This window comes from Bacillus sp. FSL P2-0099, assembly GCF_038007445.1.
GTDB classification, from domain to species: Bacteria; Bacillota; Bacilli; order Bacillales; family Bacillaceae_G; genus Bacillus_A; species Bacillus_A mycoides.
On the sequence record NZ_JBBOXE010000001.1, the window covers coordinates 3114190 to 3137774 of the forward strand.

Annotated in this window: 21 protein-coding genes and 3 pseudogenes; 9 read left to right on the forward strand and 15 right to left on the reverse strand. The window is 34.5% G+C overall.

Going from position 1 to position 23585, the window contains the following annotated elements; genetic code table 11:
* Positions 1 to 7 precede the first annotated feature (7 nt).
* Complete coding sequence (locus MKY90_RS16005; protein ID WP_341091872.1) at positions 8 to 1291, forward strand: MFS transporter; 1284 nt, start codon at positions 8 to 10, stop codon at positions 1289 to 1291.
* Between the two features lie 105 nt (positions 1292 to 1396).
* On the opposite strand, the gene MKY90_RS16010 is transcribed toward MKY90_RS16005, so the two are convergent.
* Both MKY90_RS16010 and MKY90_RS16015 read right to left on the reverse strand, forming a co-directional pair.
* Entirely contained in the window at positions 1397 to 2773 is a 1377-nt protein-coding gene (locus MKY90_RS16010) for a sensor histidine kinase (RefSeq protein WP_098169107.1), read from the reverse strand.
* Between the two features lies 1 nt (position 2774).
* Positions 2775 to 3452, reverse strand: coding sequence for a response regulator transcription factor (locus tag MKY90_RS16015; RefSeq protein WP_000781971.1), 678 nt, complete (start codon positions 3450 to 3452; stop codon positions 2775 to 2777).
* A gap of 608 nt (positions 3453 to 4060) precedes the next feature.
* On the opposite strand from MKY90_RS16015, the gene MKY90_RS16020 reads away from it, so the two are divergent.
* Positions 4061 to 4573, forward strand: a complete 513-nt coding sequence (locus tag MKY90_RS16020; RefSeq protein ID WP_002033084.1) for a DUF6141 family protein — start codon at positions 4061 to 4063, stop codon at positions 4571 to 4573.
* A 221-nt stretch (positions 4574 to 4794) separates the two neighbouring features.
* Here MKY90_RS16020 and MKY90_RS16025 read toward each other — a convergent pair whose 3' ends face one another.
* From MKY90_RS16025 to MKY90_RS16035, 3 genes are all read right to left on the reverse strand, one after another.
* Positions 4795 to 5634 carry a YitT family protein gene (locus MKY90_RS16025; RefSeq protein ID WP_000747487.1) on the reverse strand — a complete coding sequence of 280 codons (840 nt, stop codon included), beginning with the start codon at positions 5632 to 5634 and terminating at the stop codon, positions 4795 to 4797.
* A gap of 339 nt (positions 5635 to 5973) precedes the next feature.
* A complete protein-coding gene (locus tag MKY90_RS16030; protein ID WP_002033083.1) occupies positions 5974 to 6243 on the reverse strand; it encodes a 2TM domain-containing protein in 270 nt (89 codons plus the stop codon).
* 216 nt (positions 6244 to 6459) lie between these two features.
* Entirely contained in the window at positions 6460 to 7101 is a 642-nt protein-coding gene (locus tag MKY90_RS16035; protein ID WP_003190350.1) for a F0F1 ATP synthase subunit alpha, read from the reverse strand.
* A 291-nt stretch (positions 7102 to 7392) separates the two neighbouring features.
* Here MKY90_RS16035 and MKY90_RS16040 point away from each other — a divergent pair, with 291 nt between their 5' ends.
* From MKY90_RS16040 to MKY90_RS16060, 5 genes and pseudogenes are all read left to right on the forward strand, one after another.
* Positions 7393 to 8424, forward strand: coding sequence for a S66 family peptidase (locus MKY90_RS16040; RefSeq protein WP_098169106.1), 1032 nt, complete (start codon positions 7393 to 7395; stop codon positions 8422 to 8424).
* A gap of 701 nt (positions 8425 to 9125) precedes the next feature.
* Positions 9126 to 9599 (forward strand): annotated as a pseudogene (locus MKY90_RS16045) (hypothetical protein); the annotation flags it as partial.
* 305 nt (positions 9600 to 9904) lie between these two features.
* Positions 9905 to 11092, forward strand: a pseudogene (locus MKY90_RS16050) (IS3 family transposase).
* Between the two features lie 327 nt (positions 11093 to 11419).
* Entirely contained in the window at positions 11420 to 12523 is a 1104-nt protein-coding gene (locus MKY90_RS16055) for a tetratricopeptide repeat protein (protein ID WP_098169161.1), read from the forward strand.
* On the forward strand, positions 12520 to 12807 hold the full coding sequence (locus MKY90_RS16060) for a hypothetical protein (protein ID WP_078214105.1): 288 nt from the start codon (positions 12520 to 12522) through the stop codon (positions 12805 to 12807). Before MKY90_RS16055 ends, MKY90_RS16060 begins: the two co-directional genes overlap by 4 nt.
* Before the next feature lie 240 nt (positions 12808 to 13047).
* Here the strand turns inward: MKY90_RS16060 and MKY90_RS16065 are convergent, their stop codons facing one another.
* From MKY90_RS16065 to MKY90_RS16090, 6 genes are all read right to left on the reverse strand, one after another.
* Positions 13048 to 13425: an enoyl-CoA hydratase gene (locus MKY90_RS16065; protein WP_341091884.1), complete on the reverse strand. Its 378-nt coding sequence runs from the start codon at positions 13423 to 13425 to the stop codon at positions 13048 to 13050.
* 115 nt (positions 13426 to 13540) lie between these two features.
* Positions 13541 to 14788, reverse strand: coding sequence for a DUF1015 domain-containing protein (locus tag MKY90_RS16070; RefSeq protein WP_341091887.1), 1248 nt, complete (start codon positions 14786 to 14788; stop codon positions 13541 to 13543).
* A gap of 13 nt (positions 14789 to 14801) precedes the next feature.
* Positions 14802 to 15974: a phosphoglycerate dehydrogenase gene (locus MKY90_RS16075; protein ID WP_341091890.1), complete on the reverse strand. Its 1173-nt coding sequence runs from the start codon at positions 15972 to 15974 to the stop codon at positions 14802 to 14804.
* 12 nt (positions 15975 to 15986) lie between these two features.
* The gene (serC, locus tag MKY90_RS16080; protein ID WP_063218029.1) at positions 15987 to 17069 is read right to left on the reverse strand and encodes a 3-phosphoserine/phosphohydroxythreonine transaminase; all 1083 of its coding nucleotides are present in this window, start codon (positions 17067 to 17069) and stop codon (positions 15987 to 15989) included.
* Positions 17070 to 17278: 209 nt separating this feature from the next.
* Entirely contained in the window at positions 17279 to 17470 is a 192-nt protein-coding gene (locus MKY90_RS16085) for a DUF378 domain-containing protein (protein WP_002084566.1), read from the reverse strand.
* An 88-nt stretch (positions 17471 to 17558) separates the two neighbouring features.
* Positions 17559 to 18626 carry a glycoside hydrolase family 113 gene (locus MKY90_RS16090; RefSeq protein WP_341091894.1) on the reverse strand — a complete coding sequence of 356 codons (1068 nt, stop codon included), beginning with the start codon at positions 18624 to 18626 and terminating at the stop codon, positions 17559 to 17561.
* Between the two features lie 939 nt (positions 18627 to 19565).
* Between MKY90_RS16090 and MKY90_RS16095 the strand changes: the two are divergent.
* A pseudogene (locus MKY90_RS16095) lies at positions 19566 to 20513 on the forward strand (zinc dependent phospholipase C family protein); the annotation flags it as partial.
* Between the two features lie 174 nt (positions 20514 to 20687).
* Here the strand turns inward: MKY90_RS16095 and MKY90_RS16100 are convergent.
* From MKY90_RS16100 to MKY90_RS16115, 4 genes are all read right to left on the reverse strand, one after another.
* Positions 20688 to 21182 carry a hypothetical protein gene (locus tag MKY90_RS16100; protein ID WP_098666394.1) on the reverse strand — a complete coding sequence of 165 codons (495 nt, stop codon included), beginning with the start codon at positions 21180 to 21182 and terminating at the stop codon, positions 20688 to 20690.
* 53 nt (positions 21183 to 21235) lie between these two features.
* Positions 21236 to 21646 (reverse strand): collagen-like protein, encoded by a 411-nt coding sequence (locus MKY90_RS16105; protein ID WP_341091900.1) that lies wholly within the window; start codon positions 21644 to 21646, stop codon positions 21236 to 21238.
* 195 nt (positions 21647 to 21841) lie between these two features.
* Positions 21842 to 22171 carry a hypothetical protein gene (locus tag MKY90_RS16110; RefSeq protein WP_098168150.1) on the reverse strand — a complete coding sequence of 110 codons (330 nt, stop codon included), beginning with the start codon at positions 22169 to 22171 and terminating at the stop codon, positions 21842 to 21844.
* A gap of 257 nt (positions 22172 to 22428) precedes the next feature.
* Entirely contained in the window at positions 22429 to 22911 is a 483-nt protein-coding gene (locus MKY90_RS16115) for a hypothetical protein (protein ID WP_098168149.1), read from the reverse strand.
* A gap of 281 nt (positions 22912 to 23192) precedes the next feature.
* Here MKY90_RS16115 and MKY90_RS16120 point away from each other — a divergent pair, with 281 nt between their 5' ends.
* On the forward strand, positions 23193 to 23534 hold the full coding sequence (locus MKY90_RS16120; RefSeq protein ID WP_098168148.1) for a YolD-like family protein: 342 nt from the start codon (positions 23193 to 23195) through the stop codon (positions 23532 to 23534).
* The last annotated feature ends 51 nt before the right edge of the window (positions 23535 to 23585 follow it).

Consider the following 23585-nt stretch of genomic DNA (forward strand, 5'->3'; position numbering starts at 1 on the left):
AGATAAAGTGGACGTATTAAAAAACCGGAATTTCCTCTTATTATTTTTAGGGAGAATTTTTACAAACATAGGAGATAGTTTGTATTATGTAGCAGCGATGTGGCTCGTATATGAGCTGAGTGGTAATCCTTTTTATTCTGGATTAGCTGGTTTTCTTACGTTATTACCTTCTGCACTTCAATTTCTTACTGGTCCATTCGTTGATAGATGGTCAATAAAAAACACCCTCGTAATCACACAAGTTTTGCAATGCATTCTTATATTAATTATTCCTATTACACACTACTTCGATCTATTAACAGTTCAACTACTACTCATCATCATGCCCATCGTATCCTTTATCGAACAATTCGCCTATCCCGCACAATCGAAAGCTTTACCACTTCTACTGAATAAAACACAATTATTAAAAGGAAATTCACTCTTTTCATTTGCGTATCAAGGCATTGATTTAATTTGCACGACTCTTTCTGGAATATTAGTCGCTCTACTTGGCGCAATCACTTTATATGTAATCGACTCCTTCACATTCGCGATTACTGCGCTTTTATTTATTTCATTAAAAATACCGAAACAAACAGAAACCAATGTAGACTTTCCTGCTGAAAGCAACAAATCCTTTTCGGTCAAACAATATTTCTCCGAATTAAAAGAAGGCTTTTCAATCGTCTTTCGTTCTTTAATGAGAGTATTCTTAATCGGTTCAGTTGTCGCTAATTTTTCAATTGGTATGACGATGGCAATACTCCCTTCTTTCGCTGATTCTTTAGGTGGTGTGAAATTATACGGCTTCTTTTTAGCTGCTATATCAGCCGGTAGTTTAATTGGAGCACTATTCAGTTCATGGGTTGGTAAACGTAATGTTGGCCGTGTCTCTATTATTAGCTTTGCGGCTGGCGCTTTCTTTTGGTTTCTTTCTACGATTGTACCGTTTCAATGGTTATCTATTTTTTTATTCGGCTTAGCTTGGATACCAATTGGTGCGATAAACGTATTATTTGCGACGATCAGTCAAATGGCAACTCCAAATCAATACCTTGGACGCATCAATTCAGTCATGCGAAGTATGGGTACAATCGCTATGCCGTTCGGTTCTTTAATTGGTGGATACACTGCAAATGTATATAGTAGCCAACTCATTTTCGCACTCGCTAGCATCGGAATTTTATTCATTTCTCTCGTATGGCTGTTACATCCGAAATTACGTTCATTACCGGAAGCTGATGAGATTACAGCGGATACTTTTGGAGTTCGGTTTAAGGAAGAACGTGGGAAAGGTGCGGCTTTATAATAGGGAGATAGTACGTGAAATTTATATCAGCGATTTTTCGATTTTATCGACTTACCGACAAAAAATGACAAAAAGAAGAGGCCGTTCCGAAACAGCCTCTTCCATTTATTTCGGAAGCTCAACCCGAACAGTCGTCCCTTCCCCTTTCGTACTATATACCGAAACGGTTCCTTGATGCAGTTCAACAATTTTCTGCACAATTGATAACCCTAAACCGCTACCTTCTACGTTTCTCGCTCTTGCTGTATCTACTTTGTAAAAACGATCAAATATACGATCCATTTCTTCTTTTTCCATACCAATTCCGTTATCTGATATAGAGATTATAACGCTAGATTCTAATTCTTCTACAACAAATTCAACGGTTCCGCCATCGTTTGAAAACTTAATGCTATTCGTAAAAATATTACTCCATACTTGATGAAGTAAGTTTTCATCACCTTTTATGACGATGTTTGGCACATCAAACTCAACAGCGATATCTTTTTCCCGCCATTTCCATTCGAGCATAAAAATGACGTCTTTAATTTGCTTTTGTAAGTGAAACTCTTTCATTTGTAGAACTTTCTCTTCTTTATCTAATGAAGCAAGCGTAAGTAACTGTTTACATAAACTAGACATCCGCTTACTTTCACCCTCAATAATTTTCAAGTAACGTTTTCTTTCCTCTTCACTCATATTCTCCGATTGTAATGTTTTCGAAAAACCTTGTATCGAAGAAAGTGGAGATTGGAATTCATGAGAAACGTTAGAAACGAACTCTTGTCTCATTTGATCTAATTCTTTAATACTCTTCGTCATCTTTTGAAAATTAGTTGCTAGCGTACCAATTTCATCTTTTCGATTTTCATCTAATTCGATATCATATTCACCACTTGCAATCTTTTGAGTCGCTTTCGTAAATGTTCGAATAGGACGAACAATATACCCTGCTGCGATCGCTATAAAAATGATACTTAATACAACGATGAAACCAAGTAATACCGCTAGAAAAATTCTCATTTCACCAAATTGTTGCTGAATATCAGGGCGAATGAATAAAGCGTACTGTTTATCATCGTGTTTTAGCGGTACACCGACACTATTAATTAATTCATTATCGAAAAATCCTGTAATAAAGAGGCGCGTTGGATATGTGGAAACGCCATTAAACGTCTCACCTTGCAATACTTTATGAACGGTATCATCACTAATTGTTATCTTACGAAACGCATTCCCAATACGCTTTCCATGATTTTCGTCATCTACAATATAAATTTCATACCCTAACTTCGCAATAGACTGTAAGTATGCCTCTTTATTCTCTTCACTTTGCTTTTCGTATAATGATTTTACTTCTTTAGCATACATTAAAATCTTTTCACTATTGTACGGTTTTAACTTCACTTGATAATATACGTTCGTTAATAAAAAACCGATAATACTACTAAGAAGCATAATACCGACTGTCATAAAAACAAATCTAGAATATAGTGATTTCATTTTATTTCAACTCCAACTTATAACCGAGTCCGCGTACTGTCGTAATTTGAAAATCATCTGTTCGTTTTGAAAAACGATCTCGTAGCCTCTTCACATGAACGTCAACTGTTCGTTCATCTCCTTCAAAATCCATTCCCCATACTAATTCAATTAATTCTTCTCTCGAGAATGTTCTTCCAGGATAACTAGCAAGTTGTGATAATAATTCAAATTCCTTTAATGGAAGCAAAATCGTCTGACCGTTACACTTCACTTCAAACCCTTTTCGGTCAATTGTTGTACCGTGCAGCGTAATAATATCAGCACTCAGCATTTGATAACGACGCAATAATGCTTTCATACGGAAAATGACTTCAGCTGGCTCAAACGGTTTTACAATATAATCGTCCGTACCAGAAATGAATCCTTTTTCTTTATCTACTAGCTGATCTTTTGCAGTTAATAAAATAACAGGTATATCATGATACTTCCGGATTTCTTCGCATAACGTATAGCCATCAACAAACGGCATCATAATGTCTACTATCGCAAGATGAATATTTTCTTTCTCTAAAACGCCTTGCGCTACCTTTCCATCTTCCGCTTCAAAAACTTTAAACCCCTCTTTTTGTAAATGGTAATGCAATAACTCTCTAATATGTTTATCATCATCAGCTAATAAAATATGTATCATCTTCATTAAACCCTCTCTTGTTCATCCTTCTACATCCTTACATTAAGAAACAATTGGATTTTTTGCAAGAAAAAGAAAAACAATTACAGCATTAATTTTTTCATGGCAATGAGCTAAATTTTAAAATCCATTACGTGAAATTATTGAGGTTATCAAAGATACTACGCATTAGAACCGCAATACAGTACAACAGATCGTATGATAATGTAGCTTTGGAATAAAGGTTCATAAATAATACCTACAAGCCAATATTTTACGATAAATAAAAAGAATCCATTTTGAAATAGATTTTAAATAGACTAAACTAAGAAGAGGATATTACGTTCAATATATGAGTATATATCCTCTTTTCTTATAAACATTAGATTACTTATACAGATAATAAAAATAAAACTATATATATACTGAATTCTGAAGAGTTTGTATAATTTAGGTAGCTAACGTATCTCATAACGGAAAGCGTTGTGAGGTCTTTAGACTGAGCGTTAATTTTTTTAGGGGTGAAGTGCTATGAGAGTACAAGAGGTTCTCATAGAGAATAACAACAAAGGATACATATTACTGGATCAAAAAGGATTCCCTGTAATAAATCATTTAGGAGGTGACAATTATTAATGAAACAACAAGAACGTATTATCTTTCGTGAGGTTCAGCGACCACAACAAATTTGGGTATGGATACTCATATTTGGGATCGCAGCACTGATGTGGTATGGATTCATTCAACAAATTATCCTTGATACCCCGTTTGGAGATAAACCAGCTCCCAATGGTGTGTTAATTGCTTTGTGGTTGTTTTTTGGGATTGCCTTTCCTGTATTAATGCTTGGGGTATTGAAACTGATTATAGAAGTCCGTGAAAAAGGTCTTTATGTTCGTTTTGTTCCTTTTCATTTTCAATATAAACAGTACCTTTTCAAAAATATATGTCACTATGAAAGCATTACTTACAGTCCACTAAAAAGATTCGGAGGATGGGGAATTCGTTTTAACCTTAAGGGTGAAACGGCCTATAACATGAATGGAAAGAAAGGTATAGAGTTAAAGTTGAAATATAACACAGTGGTAATCGGCACTCAAAAACCAGACGAATTAAAAAAAGCATTGGACTCGGCACAAAAAGCATAATGAAAATTAATCGTCAACAAACGGGTATCATTGTGGAATAAGAAAGGACATTACATATTAGTCATATAAAATATATAATGTCCTTGAATTTATTTGTTTTTAAAAATTTAGGTCTTGATAATTAAGTGATCAAAATAGATTCTCATATTTTCGCATTAAGATTATTTCAATAAAAAATATTGCTCATTTTCTGCCTTTTTAAAAACTAATTCTAACTCTTACTAAGCTTTAGAAATATCAACAAATCCTTCTCCGAACACATCACGAACATCGTGTATAGCGATGAACGCAGCCGGATCCGTAGTTTGAACAATCCGTTTTAGCTTCACTACTTCTTGCTTATTAATAACAATATAAAGAATTTCCTTCGGCGTTTTCGTGTAATAGCCATGACCTGAGTACACAGTAACCCCTCTGCCCATTAAGGTAGTTACCTTCCCGGCAATTTCATTCGGGTTATCAGAAATAATCGTAATGGCTTTCTTCGGATTTAAACCTTCAATTACAAACTCCATCACTTTCGTTGCTACATATAGCATAATAATTGTTATCATCAGTTTTTCTGCACCAATGATGAAATAAGATGAAAACGCAACAATTAAATCGAAGAACAGTAAACCATAGCTAATGCTCCATCCTAAATATTTATGCGTCATCCTTGCTAAGATGGTAGTACCTGCTGTTGTTCCGCCAACACGAATAATAAGACCAATCCCGCACCCAATAAATATTCCTCCGAAAATGGCATTTACAAGCATTTCATCCGAAGCAATCGTCCAACCTTCTGTTAAATGAAGGAATAGCGAGTTCGTAACTACAGCGATAATCGTATAAATTGTTGTAATCTTATTTAAAAATTTATAACCAGCTATTAACAAAATCGCATTTAAAATTAAGTTAACTAAGCCTGGTGACCATTCAAATAAATAGTACGTAATAATCGTGATACCTGTTACCCCGCCCTCACCAAACTCGTTCGGAATAACAAACAAATTCACACCTAACGCAAAAAGAAATGCACCAATAATAATAAAAATAATGTCTGTCGTTCTTTTTTTCATACCGTACCTCACTTCTTATGTAAATATTTATTCTGCCATAAACTCTCACCATTATATCGTGGAATATTCAAATCGAACAGTGGTTTATTTTTATTTTAATATAGGGTAATAAATCAACTTCATCCTATATCCACATGTAATTAAAACAGTAAAACAACATTATTTATTATGTACTACAAGTAAAGTTTTGATTTCACATGCAGTTGATGCTAAAAAAATGAATAGGAACACTCACTCGCACAAACTTCGAATACAAAACAAATAGGCGAAGCTATAGAATAGACTTCGCATCAAACATTTGATCAAAGAGATTTATATTCATACATTCCAGAAATAAATTTACTTATCTTTCTCCATATATTCTTTAATCTTTCGTTCTTCCCACTCTTTTCCGAATATCCCAACTGGAAAAGTTGTCAAACCGTGTATAACGATACCGATCCCCCAACCTGCAAGTGGATATAAAAACCATAATTTACTTGAATCAGAGCTTATATTTATAATAAAAAGCATTAAGTTCACTAGTATATAAACCGTTAAATGAATATAAAACGCTTGTAAATTCTCTACCCTTTTTTTAGCTCTTAAATAAACCTCATCTTGCTCCACCCTTAAACACCTCTTTCCATATTGTTTTTTTCACCTTCGCTCCAGTATTAACATCATATTCTAATCGGAAATCCGTTATTCTCAAAAAAACATAAAACAAAAAAGTACCCATCGAATTGTCATACATATGATCATTCGATGGGTACTGCATGATACATTTAGTTTTTACATTTATTGTTTGGAGTAAATTGCAAATAACGACTTATACTCGCCTTATTAAGACCAGATCCATACATCCTCATTATTTTCAACGTTGCTCTTTACTTCATGAACTTTTTCGATATGATCCGTTGTGTTGTAGTTAATAGAAATTCCGCCCCATCCTACATACTTCATATCAATTTTTACTTTCTCACCTGTATTAAATACTTGTTCCTTCGTTAAGAAAACATCAATAATATCTTTTTTCCCGTTTAGCGATGGATACTCAACTACGACATATTTAGTAGAACTATCTCCTTCATCTTCCATCGTTCCTACTTTTGATACTTCCCCAATTACATAATCAGGAGAACCATCTTCTTTCATGTGCATACCTAATTTATTTGACGTATTTTCAACTGTATTTGCAATCATATATTCAGTAAAATTACGCATCATAGATCCAGTAGCTTTAACCTCATCCCCTACTTTCACATTTGAAAGGGAATCTATATATACACTTACAGGCTCCTCATATTGCTTAGATTTTACGACAATTACACCGTTATCTACTTCTACTACTCGCCCTTCTAACGTCGAGAAATTCGATTCAATAGAAGCGGCACTCGCTTTTGATAGTTCTAATCCTGGTAAATTCGTTCCTGATAATGCTGCGATCCCTAAAGCACCTGCTAAAATTATTTTTTTCATACCCATATGTAACCTCTCCATTCATGATGATTATATTTTTTTGATTGGATACGACCAACCTGTAACTATTATAGTTACAGGTTATATAAAATAGCAACCATCTTTCTTATGCAATGTTGCATACTGTAATTTTCAAATATAAATCGATTATTCCTATATTCAACACGAGTGCTAAATTCTTGAATACCAGCAGGTAAACGGATTGATAACGAAGAAATTAATGTGATGCATCATATTTTTTCAATGCTACAGTTTGTATAATCGTAGTCCATTACATTATGTAGGAGCGGAGTTAAAATGTTAATAAAACCAAAGAGATTACAGGCAGGAGATATTGTGGCAACAGTAAGTCCTTCGTGGGGAGGAGCAGGTGATTCTGAGATAAGATGGCGATATGAACAAGGAGTAAAAAGATTAGAAGAAGTTTTCGGTCTGAAAGTTGTCCCAATGCCAAATAGTTTAAAAGGCAGCGAATTCATTTATAACACCCCAGAGGCTCGTGCGGAAGATTTAATGACAGCATTTAAAGATACGCGCGTGAAAGCCATTATTGCGAATATTGGCGGTGAAGATAGCATCCGTTTACTTCCTTATATGGATTTTAATGCGATACGTGAAAACCCGAAAATTTTTATGGGATACTCTGACGTTACCGTTTCACATTTGTTTTGTCATAAAGCAGGAATCTCCTCTTTTTACGGTCCAGCAATTTTAACCGATTTTGCCGAAAATTTAGAGATGGATCCATATACAATTGAAATGGTAAATCGAACTCTCTTTTCAAATGAGAATATTGGCGAGATTGAACCAGCTCATCAATGGACGAGTGAGCGTTTAGAATGGATAGAGATAAATAAAGATAAAAGGCGTACAATGCAACAAAACAACGGATATGAGCTACTTCAAGGCTCTATCACTGTACAAGGGCGTTTAATTGGTGGTTGTATAGAAGTACTGGAATTTGCAAAAGGAACGGAACTTTGGCCTGAGAAAAAACATTGGGAGAATAGTATCCTTTTCTTTGAAACCTCTGAAGATCATCCAGAACCAAGTTATATAAAGTATTGGTTACGAAATTACGCAGCGCAAGGCATTCTGCAAAAAGCAAAGGGCATTATTTTTGGTAAACCAAAAGACGAAACATATTATGAAGAATATAAACACGAAATATTGAAAGTTATGAAAGAACATAACTTAGAAGATTTGCCGATTCTTTATAATTTAAATTTTGGCCATACCGAACCAAAGTTTATTTTACCTTACGGTGCGATGGCAGAAATTAATTGTGAAAATGAGTCTTTCTCTATTTTAGAGAGTGGCGTGGAATAAAGAAGTGGGGCCACCTCCCACTTCTTATTAACCCTCACCAATCGGGCTTTTTCCGTTAGCCCGACTCCCATTTAACTTTCTCTCATTCGCTAAATTTCGAGGTCTGAGTTTTACTGCCCGTTAATGACGGATAAATCCTCACCATTACATCGTAGAATATTCAAATTAAACAGTGGACTTTCTTTATTTTAATATAAGATATTCATTCAACTTTATTCTAGAACCACATCTATATATAGCCTCTCCATTCATGATGATTATATTTTTAGATTGGATACAACCAACATGTAACCATTACAGTTACAAATTACGAAAAATAGCAACCATCTTTTTCATACAATGTTGCATACTGTAATTTTTAAATATACAGCAAGAGAATTAAATTCTCGGATTATAATAGTTAATTTAATTCAAAGCTAAAATAACCTTATGAGCACGGTATATAGAAATTTAGAGCTGCTTTCAGTCCTAAAGTTAGCGAATCGCTTTATAAAAACTCAATCAAAATCTATTCAACTAATTTAAAAATGAACTATGTCGAATTTTATTTTCAAAAAATTCAAATTCCAAGGAGGTTTTACAAAATATTACACAGAATTATTCGTATATCGTAATATAATTGGTGATTTTTTACGATTCGTTTCATTTTCTCTATCACGTTTAGACAAAATGAAAAAACATAATAAAAGGAGAGATATAGATTGAAAAGAAAAATTAGTACAGCTGTTGTAGGGTTATCAGTGTTTAGCTTTGGTCTTTTTGGTATAAATATTGGGGATGGCGGCGTTGTAAAGGCTGCACACGGGGATTTTCCTGCTCCTAAACAAGAGAGCCATGCTGATCTTCCTGCCCCGAAATTAGAGGGACATGGGGATTTTCCTGCTCCTAAACAAGAGAGCCATGCTGATCTTCCTGCCCCGAAATTAGAGGGACATGGGGATTTTCCTGCTCCTAAACAAGAGAGCCATGCTGATCTTCCTGCCCCGAAATTAGAGGGACATGGGGATCTTCCTGCTCCTAAACAAGAGGGCCATGCTGATCTTCCTGCCCCGAAATTAGAGGGACATGGGGATCTTCCTGCTCCTAAACAAGAGAGCCATGCTGATCTTCCTGCCCCGAAATTAGAGGGACATGGGGATCTTCCTGCTCCTAAATTAGATTCACATGGAGATTCATGGGCTCCTGCTTATGATCATGGTAGACCTCCTGCTCCGAAAATAGAAAATCATGGTCATACTGGCGGCCCTGTTTTAAATGGTGGTGATACGCCTGCTCCTAAATTAGATTCACGTGGCGATACTGGCGGCGCTCCTAAGCTTGAAGGACACGAACATTTCCCTGCTCCGAAACTAGAAGCTCACGGTGAGACTATTTAACATAAACCCCCTAGCTATGAAGTGAACCCGAATAGTGGTACATGAAAAAAACACCTCCTGAATTCGCATACTAAGTATGCAAATTCAATGGAGGTGTTTTTCGTTTGAAGACAAGAGTTCATTACCCAGAAGAAATAAAGTGGAAAGTGATTGAGATGAAAAAGGATGGTTATTCAAATCGTACCATTATGGAGACACTCGGCATTAAAAATGTTTCCCAAATTAAGACATGGATGAAATGGTATCGTACAGATCAAACATATCGTTTTCAACAACCTGTAGGAAAACAATATTCTTATGGAAAAGGGTCAAAAGAGCTAAGTGAATTGGAACAGCTACGATTAGAAAATAAACATTTAAAAACAAAATTACTTGTATGGGGAAAGTATCTGGAAATCGAAAGGAGCTGAAACCACATACCGTTATTACCCTAAGGAGCTGAAACCACATACCGTTATTACCCTATGGAATGAATTAAAAACAAAAATAACCGTACAAGAACTGTGTAAAGTATTAGAGTTACCACGTTCCTCATTTTATCGTTGGTTACAGATAGCCGAACGCCCTAAAGACGAGATAGAAGAGAAAGTAAAGAAAATCTGCCTTAGGCATAAATTGCGGTATGGATATCGAAGAGTGACCGCCACTCTTCGAAAAATGGGACTGTGTGTGAATCATAAAAAAGTATTACGGATTATGAGACAATATCATATACTCTCAAAAGTGCGTCGAAAGAAAAAGAAATATATGAATGGTGCGGAACCAGTGGTAGCTCCTCATCGATTGGAGCGTCAATTTGAAGCATCAGCCCCAAATGAAAAGTGGTTCACAGATGTGACTTACTTATTATTTGGAGAGCGTACCTTGTATTTATCGACGATTATGGATGCCTTTAATCGTGAAATTATTAGTTATGTCATCAGTGAGTCACAAACACTAACATTAGCGATGAAGACATTAAAACAAGCAATGCGAGGAAGAAAAATAAAAGATGTGATCCTTCACTCAGATCAAGGGAGTATTATACAGCGAAGGAATTTCAAGCATGTGCCAAAGAAAACGGCATTATCACCAGCATGTCCCGGAGAGGAAATTGCCATGATAATGCCGTCATGGAAAGCTTCTTTGGTCATTTAAAAAGTGAAGCTTTCTACTCACAAAAGATAACAAAAGTATCCAACACAACTGTGCGAAAGATTGTGCTAGAATACATTCATTACTACAATTGTGTGCGAATTCAAGAAAAATTAAACCACCTATCCCCTAAAGAATTTAGGGAACAGATGGTTTAGGTGTTTTGATAGGTGTCCCGTTTTCGGGGTTCACTTCACTATGTAACTAGGAGGTTTATCTTTTCATCCTATTGACACCTCATGCATACTTTCTCAACTTTTATTTTAGTACTGTGCATGTGACATCATTTTATTAAGATTCTATAGTCAATTGTGATCCCTTTCCCCCAAAAACATGGACAACATCATAAAAACACAAGGATTGACAGGTTTATTTTTTTAAAAAATTCAGAATATTATTTATCAAGAAAAAATTCCATATAATTACTTTTAATTGTGTTACCATTATAGTTACAATTATATAGAAAAATATACAAGGGGGCTAATATGAACATTTCATTAAAGGGACATACATATACAACAAAACATTTAGAAGCTTGGTACCATGCAATCTTAACGCAAAACGTTAAGATTGCACAAATTCAGTTTCAAGAAGCTAAAAAAGAACATGAAGAAATGCTTTTGAAAGAAACAGAAACGATTCCACTTTATCACTTATATTACGCATTACTCCAGTTCCGACATACAGCTCTGACAGATGGACTATCAATCACGAAAGATAGTTTTCAAATCATAGAAGACCAGGAAAAACCAGAAGATAAACACTTATCTTATCTATATCATTATTATAAAGCGATTCATTTTGCAGCAATTAATCATTATCAAGAAGCAGAAGAATATTTCTTAAAAGCACAGGCACTTCTATCCGGACACAGTCAAATTGAACAAGCTGATTTCTATTACCGATACGCTGCTTATCATTGTCACCAACAACAACCAAGTTTTGCGATTGTAAACGCTTCTAAAGCATTAGAAATTTTTGAAATGCAACACGGATGTGAAAGAAATATTTCATCCTGTTTAAGTGTACTTGGTGCTTCTTATGTAGACGTAGGACACTTTGAACAAGCTGAGGAAAGCTATAACAAAGCGTTAGATATTCTCCAAAAATTAAATGAAGAATCATTACAACTGTATGTGCGCGGTAATCTAGGTCATCTATATGCTAGCCAGAATCTTTCTGAAGAAGCGATTCGTCACTTGACACAAGTTGTTGAAAAAATCCCATCTCACTACAAAGCTATATTCTTACTTGCACAAGAACATGAAAAATTAGGACTTATAGACAAAGCAAACCACTACATTAAAATAGGGAAACAACTTATTTCTGAACTTGGTAATGAAGAGCACAAACATCACTTTGCTATATTAGAAGCTTTCACGAATCAAACTGAATTAGACAAAATTGAGCCGATTGTTTTAGAAGGAATTGAATACTTCAATAAAGAATCTTTATATATCTATGTTTCTGAGTATCTTGAAAAACTAGCTCTTGCGTTTTATAACAAACAACAACATGAGAAAGCAAGCTTATACTTTTTTAATAGTACAGTAGCAAAAAAATCAAATGAAAGAGGGTTAAAGAAATGAAAAAAACAATTGGTAAAATCGCTTTAGGTATTGCATTTACGGGTATTGCTGCATTTGGATTAAATGCAGGTTTCACAAGCCAAGCTGGACATACTCACTTCCCTTCCCCACCAGCACCTTCTTTATCTGACGGACATACTGGAGGCGCTCCTGCATTAAACATCGGTGACACCGGTGGGGCTCCTAAGCAAGAAGGGCATACACATTTCCCTGCTCCTCAATTAGAAAGCGTTGGAGATTATGGCGGCGCCCCTGCTAATTCTGAACATGGTACAGGTGTGTAAGTTAACAAAATTAAAATCTATTTAGATTACTGTTTCTATATATTCACAAGAAAACCATTCGATGTAAAGAATATTATGTATATACATGATTTCTATTGTGATACACTGTACCCGAGAGAAATCTCCAATACATATGTGGTTTTCACGTCTAAAAAATACACCTATTAACTAGGTGTATTTTTGTTTCCAATTCCCCCATTGAATGATTACATCTTTTCATTAATTCCTTTTCCTACCAATTTAAAGAATACTCCCAGAAAAACTCCCCTTCAACACTTCTTTTCCAACTTGATTCCTACATGTAAACATCGCAATAATTTTTGTACGATGTTTTTCATCGGGTTCAAATTGTTCAATAGTTACGTCACAACGAATTGTATCACCGCTAAAAACAGGACGTAAAAATTCAAAATCCATCTTGCGAGCTAGTACGTTATAGTCACCGCCAATTTTTGTAGGCAGCGTTGATGTTAACAGCCCTTGTACAACAAATCTCCCCTGCTCATCTGGTGTGACATGATGAACACCTTCATCTTTAGATACTTCTGTAAATAAAACAACATCTTCTTTTGTAAAAGTTCGCTCAAAGGTGATTTTTTCGCCTACTTGCAATTTCATCGATACCCCTCCTCAAAAACAGTCCACAATTAATTAAACTGACGTTCCATTTGTTACAAAAGAAAAACCGAAATTAAAAATCATTTCGGTTTTTCCAAACTGTAGAAGTCTATATTTACTTTAACGAATGAACAAACAACCCACTGCGCAGTTTCGGTTCAAACCACGTTGATTTTGGCGGCATAACTTCCCCTGCGTCTGCGATTGCTAATAAAGCTTCCATTGATGTCGGATATAATGAAAACGCTGCTTTATATTCACCGCTATTTACAAGGCGTTCTAATTCTTCTAATCCGCGGATTCCTCCGACAAAATCAATGCGTGAATCAGATCGTGGATCATGTATTTCAAGTACTTGGCTTAATAAATGATCTTGCAGAATAGATACATCTAAACCTTTAACGAGATCATTCGCATCAAACGTTTCCTCTTTCACAGTGAGCTTATACCACTTCTCGTTTACATACATGCCAAATGATTTTGGTTCATTTGGTTTATACGGAGAACCATTTGCTTCTTCTACATAGAAGTACTGCGTAATTTGCTTTAAAAACTGCTCGACTGATAAACCATTTAAATCTTTCACAACCCGGTTATAGTCCCAAATTGATAATTCATCATGAGGGAATAAAACAGATAGGAAGAAATTGAATTCCTCTTCTCCTGTGTAATTCGGATATTGTTCTCTTCGCATTAGCCCTACTTTTGCAGCTGATGCAGAGCGGTGATGTCCATCTGCAATGTAAAGACTAGGAATATCTTCAAATGCGTTTACTAAATTTGCAATTACTTCTTCATCTGCAATCTTCCACGCAACATGCCTAACACCATCTTCTGCTGTAAATTTATAGATTGGCGCATGTTCTTCTTTCCAGCTTGCAATGAAACGTTTCACCTCTTCTTTTGTACGATACGTTAAAAAGATTGGCCCCGTATTTGCGTCACACACATCTACGTGGCGAATACGATCAAGTTCTTTTTCATGACGCGTTCTTTCATGTTTTTTAATTGTATCATCTTCATACTCGTCAATCGATGTACAAACGACAAGGCCTGACTGTGTTCTTCCTTGCATCGTCAGTTCATAAATGTAAAGCGCTGGCTCCTCATCTTGAACGAACACTTCTTCTTGTATAAATTGCTTTAAATTTTCACCCGCTTTTTCATATACGCGATCATCGTACGGTGAAAGTGCTGGATCTAAATCAATTTCGGCTTTATCAACGTGTAAGAAAGAATATGGATTCCCTTTTACAACTTCTCTTGCTTCTTCACTATTTAATACATCGTAAGGTAAAGCTGCAACTTGCACTGCTTTTTCTTCTACTGGGCGGATGGCCCGAAACGGTCGGATATTTGCCAAATTTCTCTCTCCTTTACACAATCATTCGAACTGCTACAACACCTGTAATTTTCCGTATATTTTCCACAATATTCTCTTTAATTATATCATCAATACCATTATCAATATCAATCATTGTGTACGCCCAAGAATGTTTACTACGATTAATCATATCCGCAATATTAATATGATGTTCTGCTAAACATCTTGTAATTTGTCCTACCATGTTTGGTACATTTTGATGCATAATTGTAATTCGTTTTTTTCCAATGTAAGGAAGCTCTACGTTTGGATAGTTTACTGAATTACGAATATTACCTGTCTCTAAATATTCACGTAATTGACGAGCTGCCATTACTGCACAATTCTCTTCAGACTCAGACGTAGATGCACCAAGGTGAGGCGTCGCTGTTACATTTTTCATCTTTATAACATTTTCATTCGGGAAATCTGTTACGTAATGTGTAATAATATCTTCTTCTAACGCTTTTTGAAGAGCATTTTCATCTACAAGTTCTCCTCTTGAGAAATTGAATAGACGCATTCCTTTTTTCATCGTCTCTATAACGTGTTCACCAACAATCCCCTTCGTTTGATTCGTAAGTGGAATATGCAGTGTAATATAATCACAAGTTGCAAAAATTTCATCTAAGCTAAACGCTCTTTGTACTTGCGTAGAAAGACGCCATGCTGTTTCAACAGATATATACGGATCGTATCCGACAACGTCCATCCCTAAAGCTAACGCATCGTTCGCAACTAAAGCACCGATTGCGCCAAGACCGATAACACCTAAACGTTTCCCTGCAATTTCTGACCCAACGAATTGCTTCTTCCCAGCTTCAACAAGCTGTGGTACTTCTTCTCCATCCAACTCTTTCGTCCAGCTCACTCCGTTTATAATATTACGGGAAGACATAATAAGGCTTGCGATAATAAGTTCCTTCACTGCATTCGCATTAGCCCCTGGCGTATTAAATACTACAATCCCTTTTTCCGTACAACGCTCAACAGGAATATTATTTACACCGGCACCAGCTCTTGCAATTGCCTTTAAATCTTCTGAAAACTCTTCTTCATGTAAAGAATAGCTTCGAAGTAAAATACCATCTGGATGACCTACTTTGTCTCCAATTTCATAGCGATTCCCATCAAAAATTTGCAAACCCTTTTCGGCAATTTGATTTAACGTCTGAACACGAAACATATCCCCATCTCCCTATCTATTTTCAAGCTCAAATTCCTTCATATAGTCTACTAATTCTTGTACACCTTGGGTTGGCATCGCATTGTAAACACTAGCGCGCATACCGCCGACTGAACGATGTCCCTTTAGCGTAACGAAACCGCGCTCTTTCGATTTTTGTAAAAACTGATTGTTAAGCTCCTCTGACGGTGTTGTAAACGGAATATTCATAAGTGACCGATACGTGGGATCAACTGGTGAAGTAAACAATTTAGATTCATCTAAAAAATTGTAAAGAAGTGAAGATTTCATTCTATTTTGTTCTTCAATCGCAGATACCCCGCCTTGTTCTTTCAACCACTCTAGTACAAGTTTTGCTACATAAATACTAAAGGTTGGCGGTGTATTATATAGGGAGTTATTTTTACTGTAAGTTTCATAGTTTAACATCGTAGGACAAGTACTATTTGCACTGCCAATTAAATCTCTTTTTATAATTACAATCGTTAAACCCGCTGGCCCTAAATTCTTTTGCGCACCCGCATATATGAGACCAAACTTCGTAACATCATATTGTTCTGATAAAATATTTGAGGACATATCCGCAACGAGCGGCACTCTTTCTAAATGTGGAATATCCACATATTTTGTCCCCTCAATTGTATTGTTCGTTGTAATATGTACATAATCTAGTTCTTCATCATTTGGTAAATCATCCATTTTAGGAATTGTAGTAAACTTCTCTTTTTCAGAAGAAGCAATCACTTGTACTTCTCCTACTTTTCCGGCTTCTTGCAGCGCCTTTTTAGACCATGAACCTGTCAGTACGTACCCAGCTTTTTTATACGTACTCATTAAATTTAACGGTATCATAGAAAATTGTAATGACGCACCGCCCTGTAAAAATAAAACTTCATACTCATCAGGAATGTTCATTAATTCACGAAGTAAGCTACTTGCTTCATCAATAATACTTTGGAAATAAGAAGATCTATGGCTCATTTCCATAACAGACATGCCTGTCCCGTTATAATTTACAAGCTCCTTTTGCACTTTCTCTAAAACTGGCAAAGGGAGTATAGATGGTCCTGCTGAAAAATTATACACTCTCTCCATCACCCAGATAACCTCCCTATTTCTCATTTTTATTATTTTTTAAACTTTCTGAATTATAACCTATATACAATACACGGTCAATTTGTTTTCCGTTATTACGGTGCAAGACGCAATGGAATCGCTTGCATGTGCACCCTGCTTTTTATAAACATACAAAAAAGTGTTAAGTACATAATCGTACTTAACACTCTAGTAATTAAGTATAATAGCTACTTACTCGTAAAGAACCGATCGAAAATTTGATAAATAGCTGAAAGACCAAAGAGCCAATAAATAGTATCCACAAGCGCCGGCATAGAACCAAACCATTTCTCAACTACATTATAATCTAACGCCACAAACAACCAATTCAAACCGCCAAGAATCACCAAAATTACTGTAAGGTATGACAAAAATTTCATTATGATTGCCCCCTAGGTGATAAGATGGTGAAAGGCCTTTCACTAAAATATATGTAATAGATTCTAAAACTTACCTATTTTATAAAATTTATTTTCGATACCAGCCATTAATAACTGTCTCTGCTTCTTTACTATGTATTTGATATGAATGATTACTATCATTAGATCCGATAAACCAAATTGAAAAACCTTTAAAATATGGCTTCGCTTCTAATACATCTCGGTAAGCACGCCACCCGTTAAGTTGTACATCTTTCGAAAACACATTCGTAACATCTGGGTTCCACGGGCTTTGTAGTCCAAGTTCACGTGCTGGCACATTAAATCCACCAAAATAAACTGGCTTTCCAGTTGTTTTATGTAATGTCTCAAGTTGCTGAATGACATTTTGGCCACGATTGTATACTGTCGTCGCAAATAAGCTTTGTTTTACTTCTTCGTATGATGGATTTCTTTTTCCTGAAACTTCAAACCAACTATCAATACTTACAATGTCCACCTTTTTTAAATACGGACGATTTATTTTCTCTTTAAATTTCGCCTCAAAAGAAGGATCAAAGCTTGCAGTTAACCACCAATTCATTTGATACAAAACATTTCCTTTATACTGTTTACGAACAAAATCAATTGTATCGCTCCAGTATCCTTCTGCATATTCCATATTCACGAAATTAGAAGCGATTTTCAGCCCATAAATATTATACTTACTTGTAATGGAATTAAAAATATCTTGTAAAACAACCGTTTTCCAATTCCAGAAGAAATCGTTAATATTACTAGGGTTCCACTCTGTTTCTCCAATATTTCCTTGCTGAATAAATGGGAATGGTTCCACTATAACTTGAATATTACGCTTTAATAATTCTTGAATTAAAATAATAGCTTGTTTCTTTTGCGCCTGATTAATTACCATATTAGCAGAATTCACATTCGGAATATCAACTTGGACCGGTACATTCACCGTATTTAAATTCAAGCGCTCTACATCAGCTAACACTTTCTCTACATTGCCTACTTCCCATACCGTTACGTTTCCTGATTTTATTTTTCCGGATTGAACAGTATTTACATCTGCCTGTACATTTCCCTGGAAACAAAAAGAAAACAACATGATACACACTCCTAAAAAACTTATTAAACTCTTATTTTTTTTCACAACTTCCCCCCATAATTTTTGACTTTCTTGATTATTTTATACAACATTTCACATATATTCCAGAAAAAAATTAAATACATTTCCATTAATAAAAGTCTTATCCATATAATTCCCCTAAAAATAGTAAGATAAATAAAAAAGGAGCGTATTTCCGCTCCTTTTTTATCTTTTCACAATTGAAGTTATTGAATTTTCTCTGATAATCTAATCACATCTATTTTTTCATATAAAAAAATTTTTATCTATATTCGCTTTTTTTATTAATTTCACATTTACTTCATTATTTACCTTTATAGTTAATAATTTCTTTGTTCTTTTTTCAAAAATCAAACCATCATACAAATAAATTCTTAACTGTGTACAAAGTAATAATTACTTCATGAATATTATACCTATAATTAATTCTTTTAGTTAAAAAATAAAGAAGAGAGAGATACGTATATTATCCAAGTGTTCATTAAATTGTTATTTCGTGCGAAGTTGTAGAGTGTTTATTTTTCCCCCTTTTTATAATTCTTTTATGTTCATCCAACAAAATGCATCATGCACCTTTCATCAGTATGAATATCTTTTAGTTGCAGATACATTCACCTATACATTTTAGTATTGATTACATGGTTGCTTATAGGGTATAGCTAGCATATAAATACATGTTAAAAAAATTTCAATGCAATACGGGTAACTTTAACCACTTAAGACTAAATAGGTTGTGCTTTACCCAAAACTTGATTGTTTTTATATTGAAAAAGAATGTTTCCTATATTCCTGGAAAAAGTATTCTTTATTGTACTTTGTTTATGTGAACATACAGTGATTTTTAATTCTAATACAGATTTTAAAATATAACTTCGCAATTTCCCCTTTCGGCTCAATAAGATAAGAATTCTTTTCATTTTGAGACGGATTTTACTCCTTTTTTTCAAATATCTATAAGTTCAAGAATCTGGAAAACATTTACGAAATAAAGACTATGAAAAAGCTTTCTATTACTTAGGGGTAGCCACGCACTACTTTACAGATGCGACACAACCTATGCATGCAGCAAATTTTACCGCAATTGATACGGGGGCTATAAAATATCATAGCTATTTTGAAAATTATGTTACAACCATTCAAGATCAATTTGCAGTCACTACTGGAGGGAATTATAACGACTCTCTATCTACACCTGAAGAATGGATTGATTATGCAGCCCGAGTAGCTAAACCTGAAATTCAAAATATCGCTAATGATAAAACATTTGAGTATTACAATAGCGGTAAGGCGCAATTGTGGCAAGAAATGGTTACCCCAGCTGTGCAGCGAAGCTTAGGAGAATCTCAGCGTAATACAGCAGGTTTCCTAAATCTTTGGTTTAAAACGTTTACTAAAAATGTACAAGCTCCAAGTTTAGAAACTGCACAAATCTATGATATAGCAGGAAATGTTATAGAAGCAGGGAAAAACTATTATATCGTACCAAGTGAATCTCCTTTTCAAGGTCTAATGTTTGAATGGTATGTAGCAAATCGTTACGATTATGTTTTACTTGCAAATAATAAGAACAATGCTTTATCTGGTACACCTATAGAATTTGTATTTTATAAAGATAATGATGCAAAGCTACACCACGGTGAAAGCGTATACCTTCGCATGAAGCATTCTAATTATGATCAATATCAATATTTAAATTGGTCCAAATATTCTAGTTGGGTTCACCTTGCTAAGAAATCTGATAGTCTAGCAGACTTTAAAATTAAAATTAACCCGGATAACCCTACAGAATATAATATTTTTACAGATGGTTATCCATTAAATTATGAGAATATAAATGCAGAGAAAAGTTGGATTGTACTAGGTGAAAAAACACAAAAACCTAGTACATGGAAGTTTGTACCTTTCAGATAACCTAAACACACTCGTTCCTAATCAGAACGAGTGTGTTTTTTGTTTTGAGGTATTTGCTTTTCTTAAGTTGATGGATGTGGGATCACCATACATGCCCATCAACTTAAGAACGGAAACAGTTTGATCAACTTAGGATTGTAGTTTGATAAACCGAGAGACCCTTTAGAATAGAAATCACTTTTGACACAAAACAATGATTTTATATGGTGTAGTTTGAGCTGGTATACTCATTGTTGTAAAACTATAAATAGCTATTAAATTTCGATTTACAAGATTACCTGTGAAGATTTGACCATTTGTTAATAAAATTTGAGTAGAAGGAGAAATATTTAATTTTAATTTCCCATCACTACTCTCCAACTGTTCATTAAAATAGTCCACTTTTACATTTTGATGCGGTGTATACTTTGCCATAACAATCGCTTGAAATTGTGGTGGGAAAATGAGAGGAGCAGGAGCATTGGCATCGTAAAACCCAGTTACTTTATCTCCTACTACTACCGTTGCATAGTCGATAAAATACGTATTTGGTTTCACTACAAAATTTATTAGATTCCCATAACCATTATCTACGGACATTAATTTATTACATCCTATATCTTCGTTTGATCCTGTTACAAAATCGTTAATCATAGTTATTGTACCATCAAATGATTGAAATTTTTTCATTCAAATACCTCTTTTGTTTATATAATTAAACCTCTATCGTTACTCTATAATTTTTAAAAACATGTAAATGAAATAATCCTTCTCGTATCAACTCCAAAAATAACCCAAAACCTACCGTTCCATCTAAAACCAGCAACAGACCTTGGTCCTACAAAAATTGGGAAATACCAAAACTGTTCACCATTACTAAGCCATATATAAGTATTTCGAAATAAACATAATGAAATTGCTCCTGGATCAACAGCAAATGGTGAAGCCGTTGATTGTTGAGGAATAAATGATGGGGGAGGAGATGTTGGAGCTTGTGAACTTTGCTGTCCTGGAAAACTTGGTTCACCCGGAAAACCTGGTACACCCGGAAAACCTGGCATTCCAGGTATACCTGGAATCTGAGGACCAGGGAATTGACGATCGAAGTATTGATCATAATTTATATAAGGATAATATATTGACTCACTATACATTTAAAAACCACCTCTTTATTTTTAAAACCTTCTAAATTATTAATATGTAATGTGGTTCGTATAGGAAGCTTATTCGCTTCCTATACGAACAATATTTTAAACAAAACAAATATCAAACAGGAAAGTATACCCATACCCTTTGTTTTTCGGTATGAAGTAAGTAAAAAAAGAGTCCTATATAACTAGGTCTCTTTTTTATTCTACAAAGAATTCTTTTACTTCATAATCCATATGAGTAGATACCTTAACAGAAAAACCCTTATTTTTATCATTAGAGATGTATCCATCAACAAAAACCTTTAAACCTCCCATTTCACCTGAAAATTCAGCATTTGTTATAGTAACATCAACATTTTTTTCTTTCTTAAAGTATTCAATTGTAGCCTTCTTAGCTTTATCTTTAATTTCTTGTTGTTCTTGAGACGACATAGCCCATACGGGATTCACTGCATCTATGAATTTTATAACTGTACAAGAACCAACTCCGAAAATAAGCAAAAACGTAACTAATAGTATTTTTTTCATTTGTTATCACCTCTACTTCTATTTTGTAACCCATTATTTATCATCTCTTTCGCTATTCATTTAGTGATCAGACCAGATACCAAGGTTGAATCCAACTGAGGGTTAGCGAAAATCCCCATTTTTTAATTTCTTCTTTATAATATAAAACAGGATAGTGAGCTGAACTATTTTAATTCAACATAATTTGTACTAATTGAAAACTAATAACTAAAAAAGAAAGAGAGTGTATGCACGAACTTACACTCTCTTTCTTTCATTTAGTTTGTTTCAATTCTATATGTGTTTGGCTTTTCTAATCCAACTTGAATTGCACCTTTTTGAGTGTATGCAATAAATGAATGTGCCTTAAATTCTCCGAAAGTATCACCTTTAGGACTATGTATGAATAAATGCAAAGAATCTAATCCTTTTCCTTTATATAGCTCTTGAATTTCTTTTGTGATTTCTTCCAGATCTTTTTCGGATGTTTTTTCTGTAGTTACTCTAACTTGACGTTGCTCAGTCTTTTTAAACTTGATATCTTTAACTATTTTAAACTCTACACTTTCTTTTGCATTTTTCGCTGTAGCTGATTTATCTGGAGCTGGTGACATAACTATCATTACAACAAATAAGATAAATGCTGCTAATGAGAATAAGAACATGTTCTTTGCCTTACCCTTTTTCTTTACTTTAAATACAATTCCTGCTAATAACAACAATAAACACGCTACAAAACTAAAAGCACCTATAACCGCCATTAATTACTCCTTCCTTCCAAGCAAATATTCTTTAAATATTCCTCTGCCCAAACTCAATCTAACATTTATCAATCCCGATGTAGAATTATACAAATGTATAGTAAATATTACAAGTCTACAAAAAACAATTTGTAATTTAGTTGGATTAAAAAAAGATTTGGGTTCTATATTTAATATGAACCCCATTAGAGATACACTATATTTTTTTATAAACAATACCAACATCTCTAAAGTTTGATATAATCATACAGTTATTAATAGCAATTAGGGAGATATACAGCATGAACGATACAAATATGCCAAAAGAAATAGGAACGGCTAAGCGGACTCAATTCGCTTCGATACCGAAGAAAGTCATCGGTATTGGTAAGATTGTAAAAAAACAATCAAAAGTGGAGCGTCCTACATTAACCCAAGACGAACAAGAAATTATTGAAAACAAGTTAATATGTTCATTCCTTTCTGAAGAGAAGATATTGATTACTTATTATAGAGATGGTCATTTGCTTACTAGATATATGACTGTAACTGACATAAATCCGATAAAGAATTTAATAACTTGCACTGATGCATCCTATAACAGAATTTTTCTTGATTTTATAGATATAATCGATTTAAGATAAAAAACATACAGTTTTCCAAATATAGCCGGGAATATCAGACTTTGAAATAGA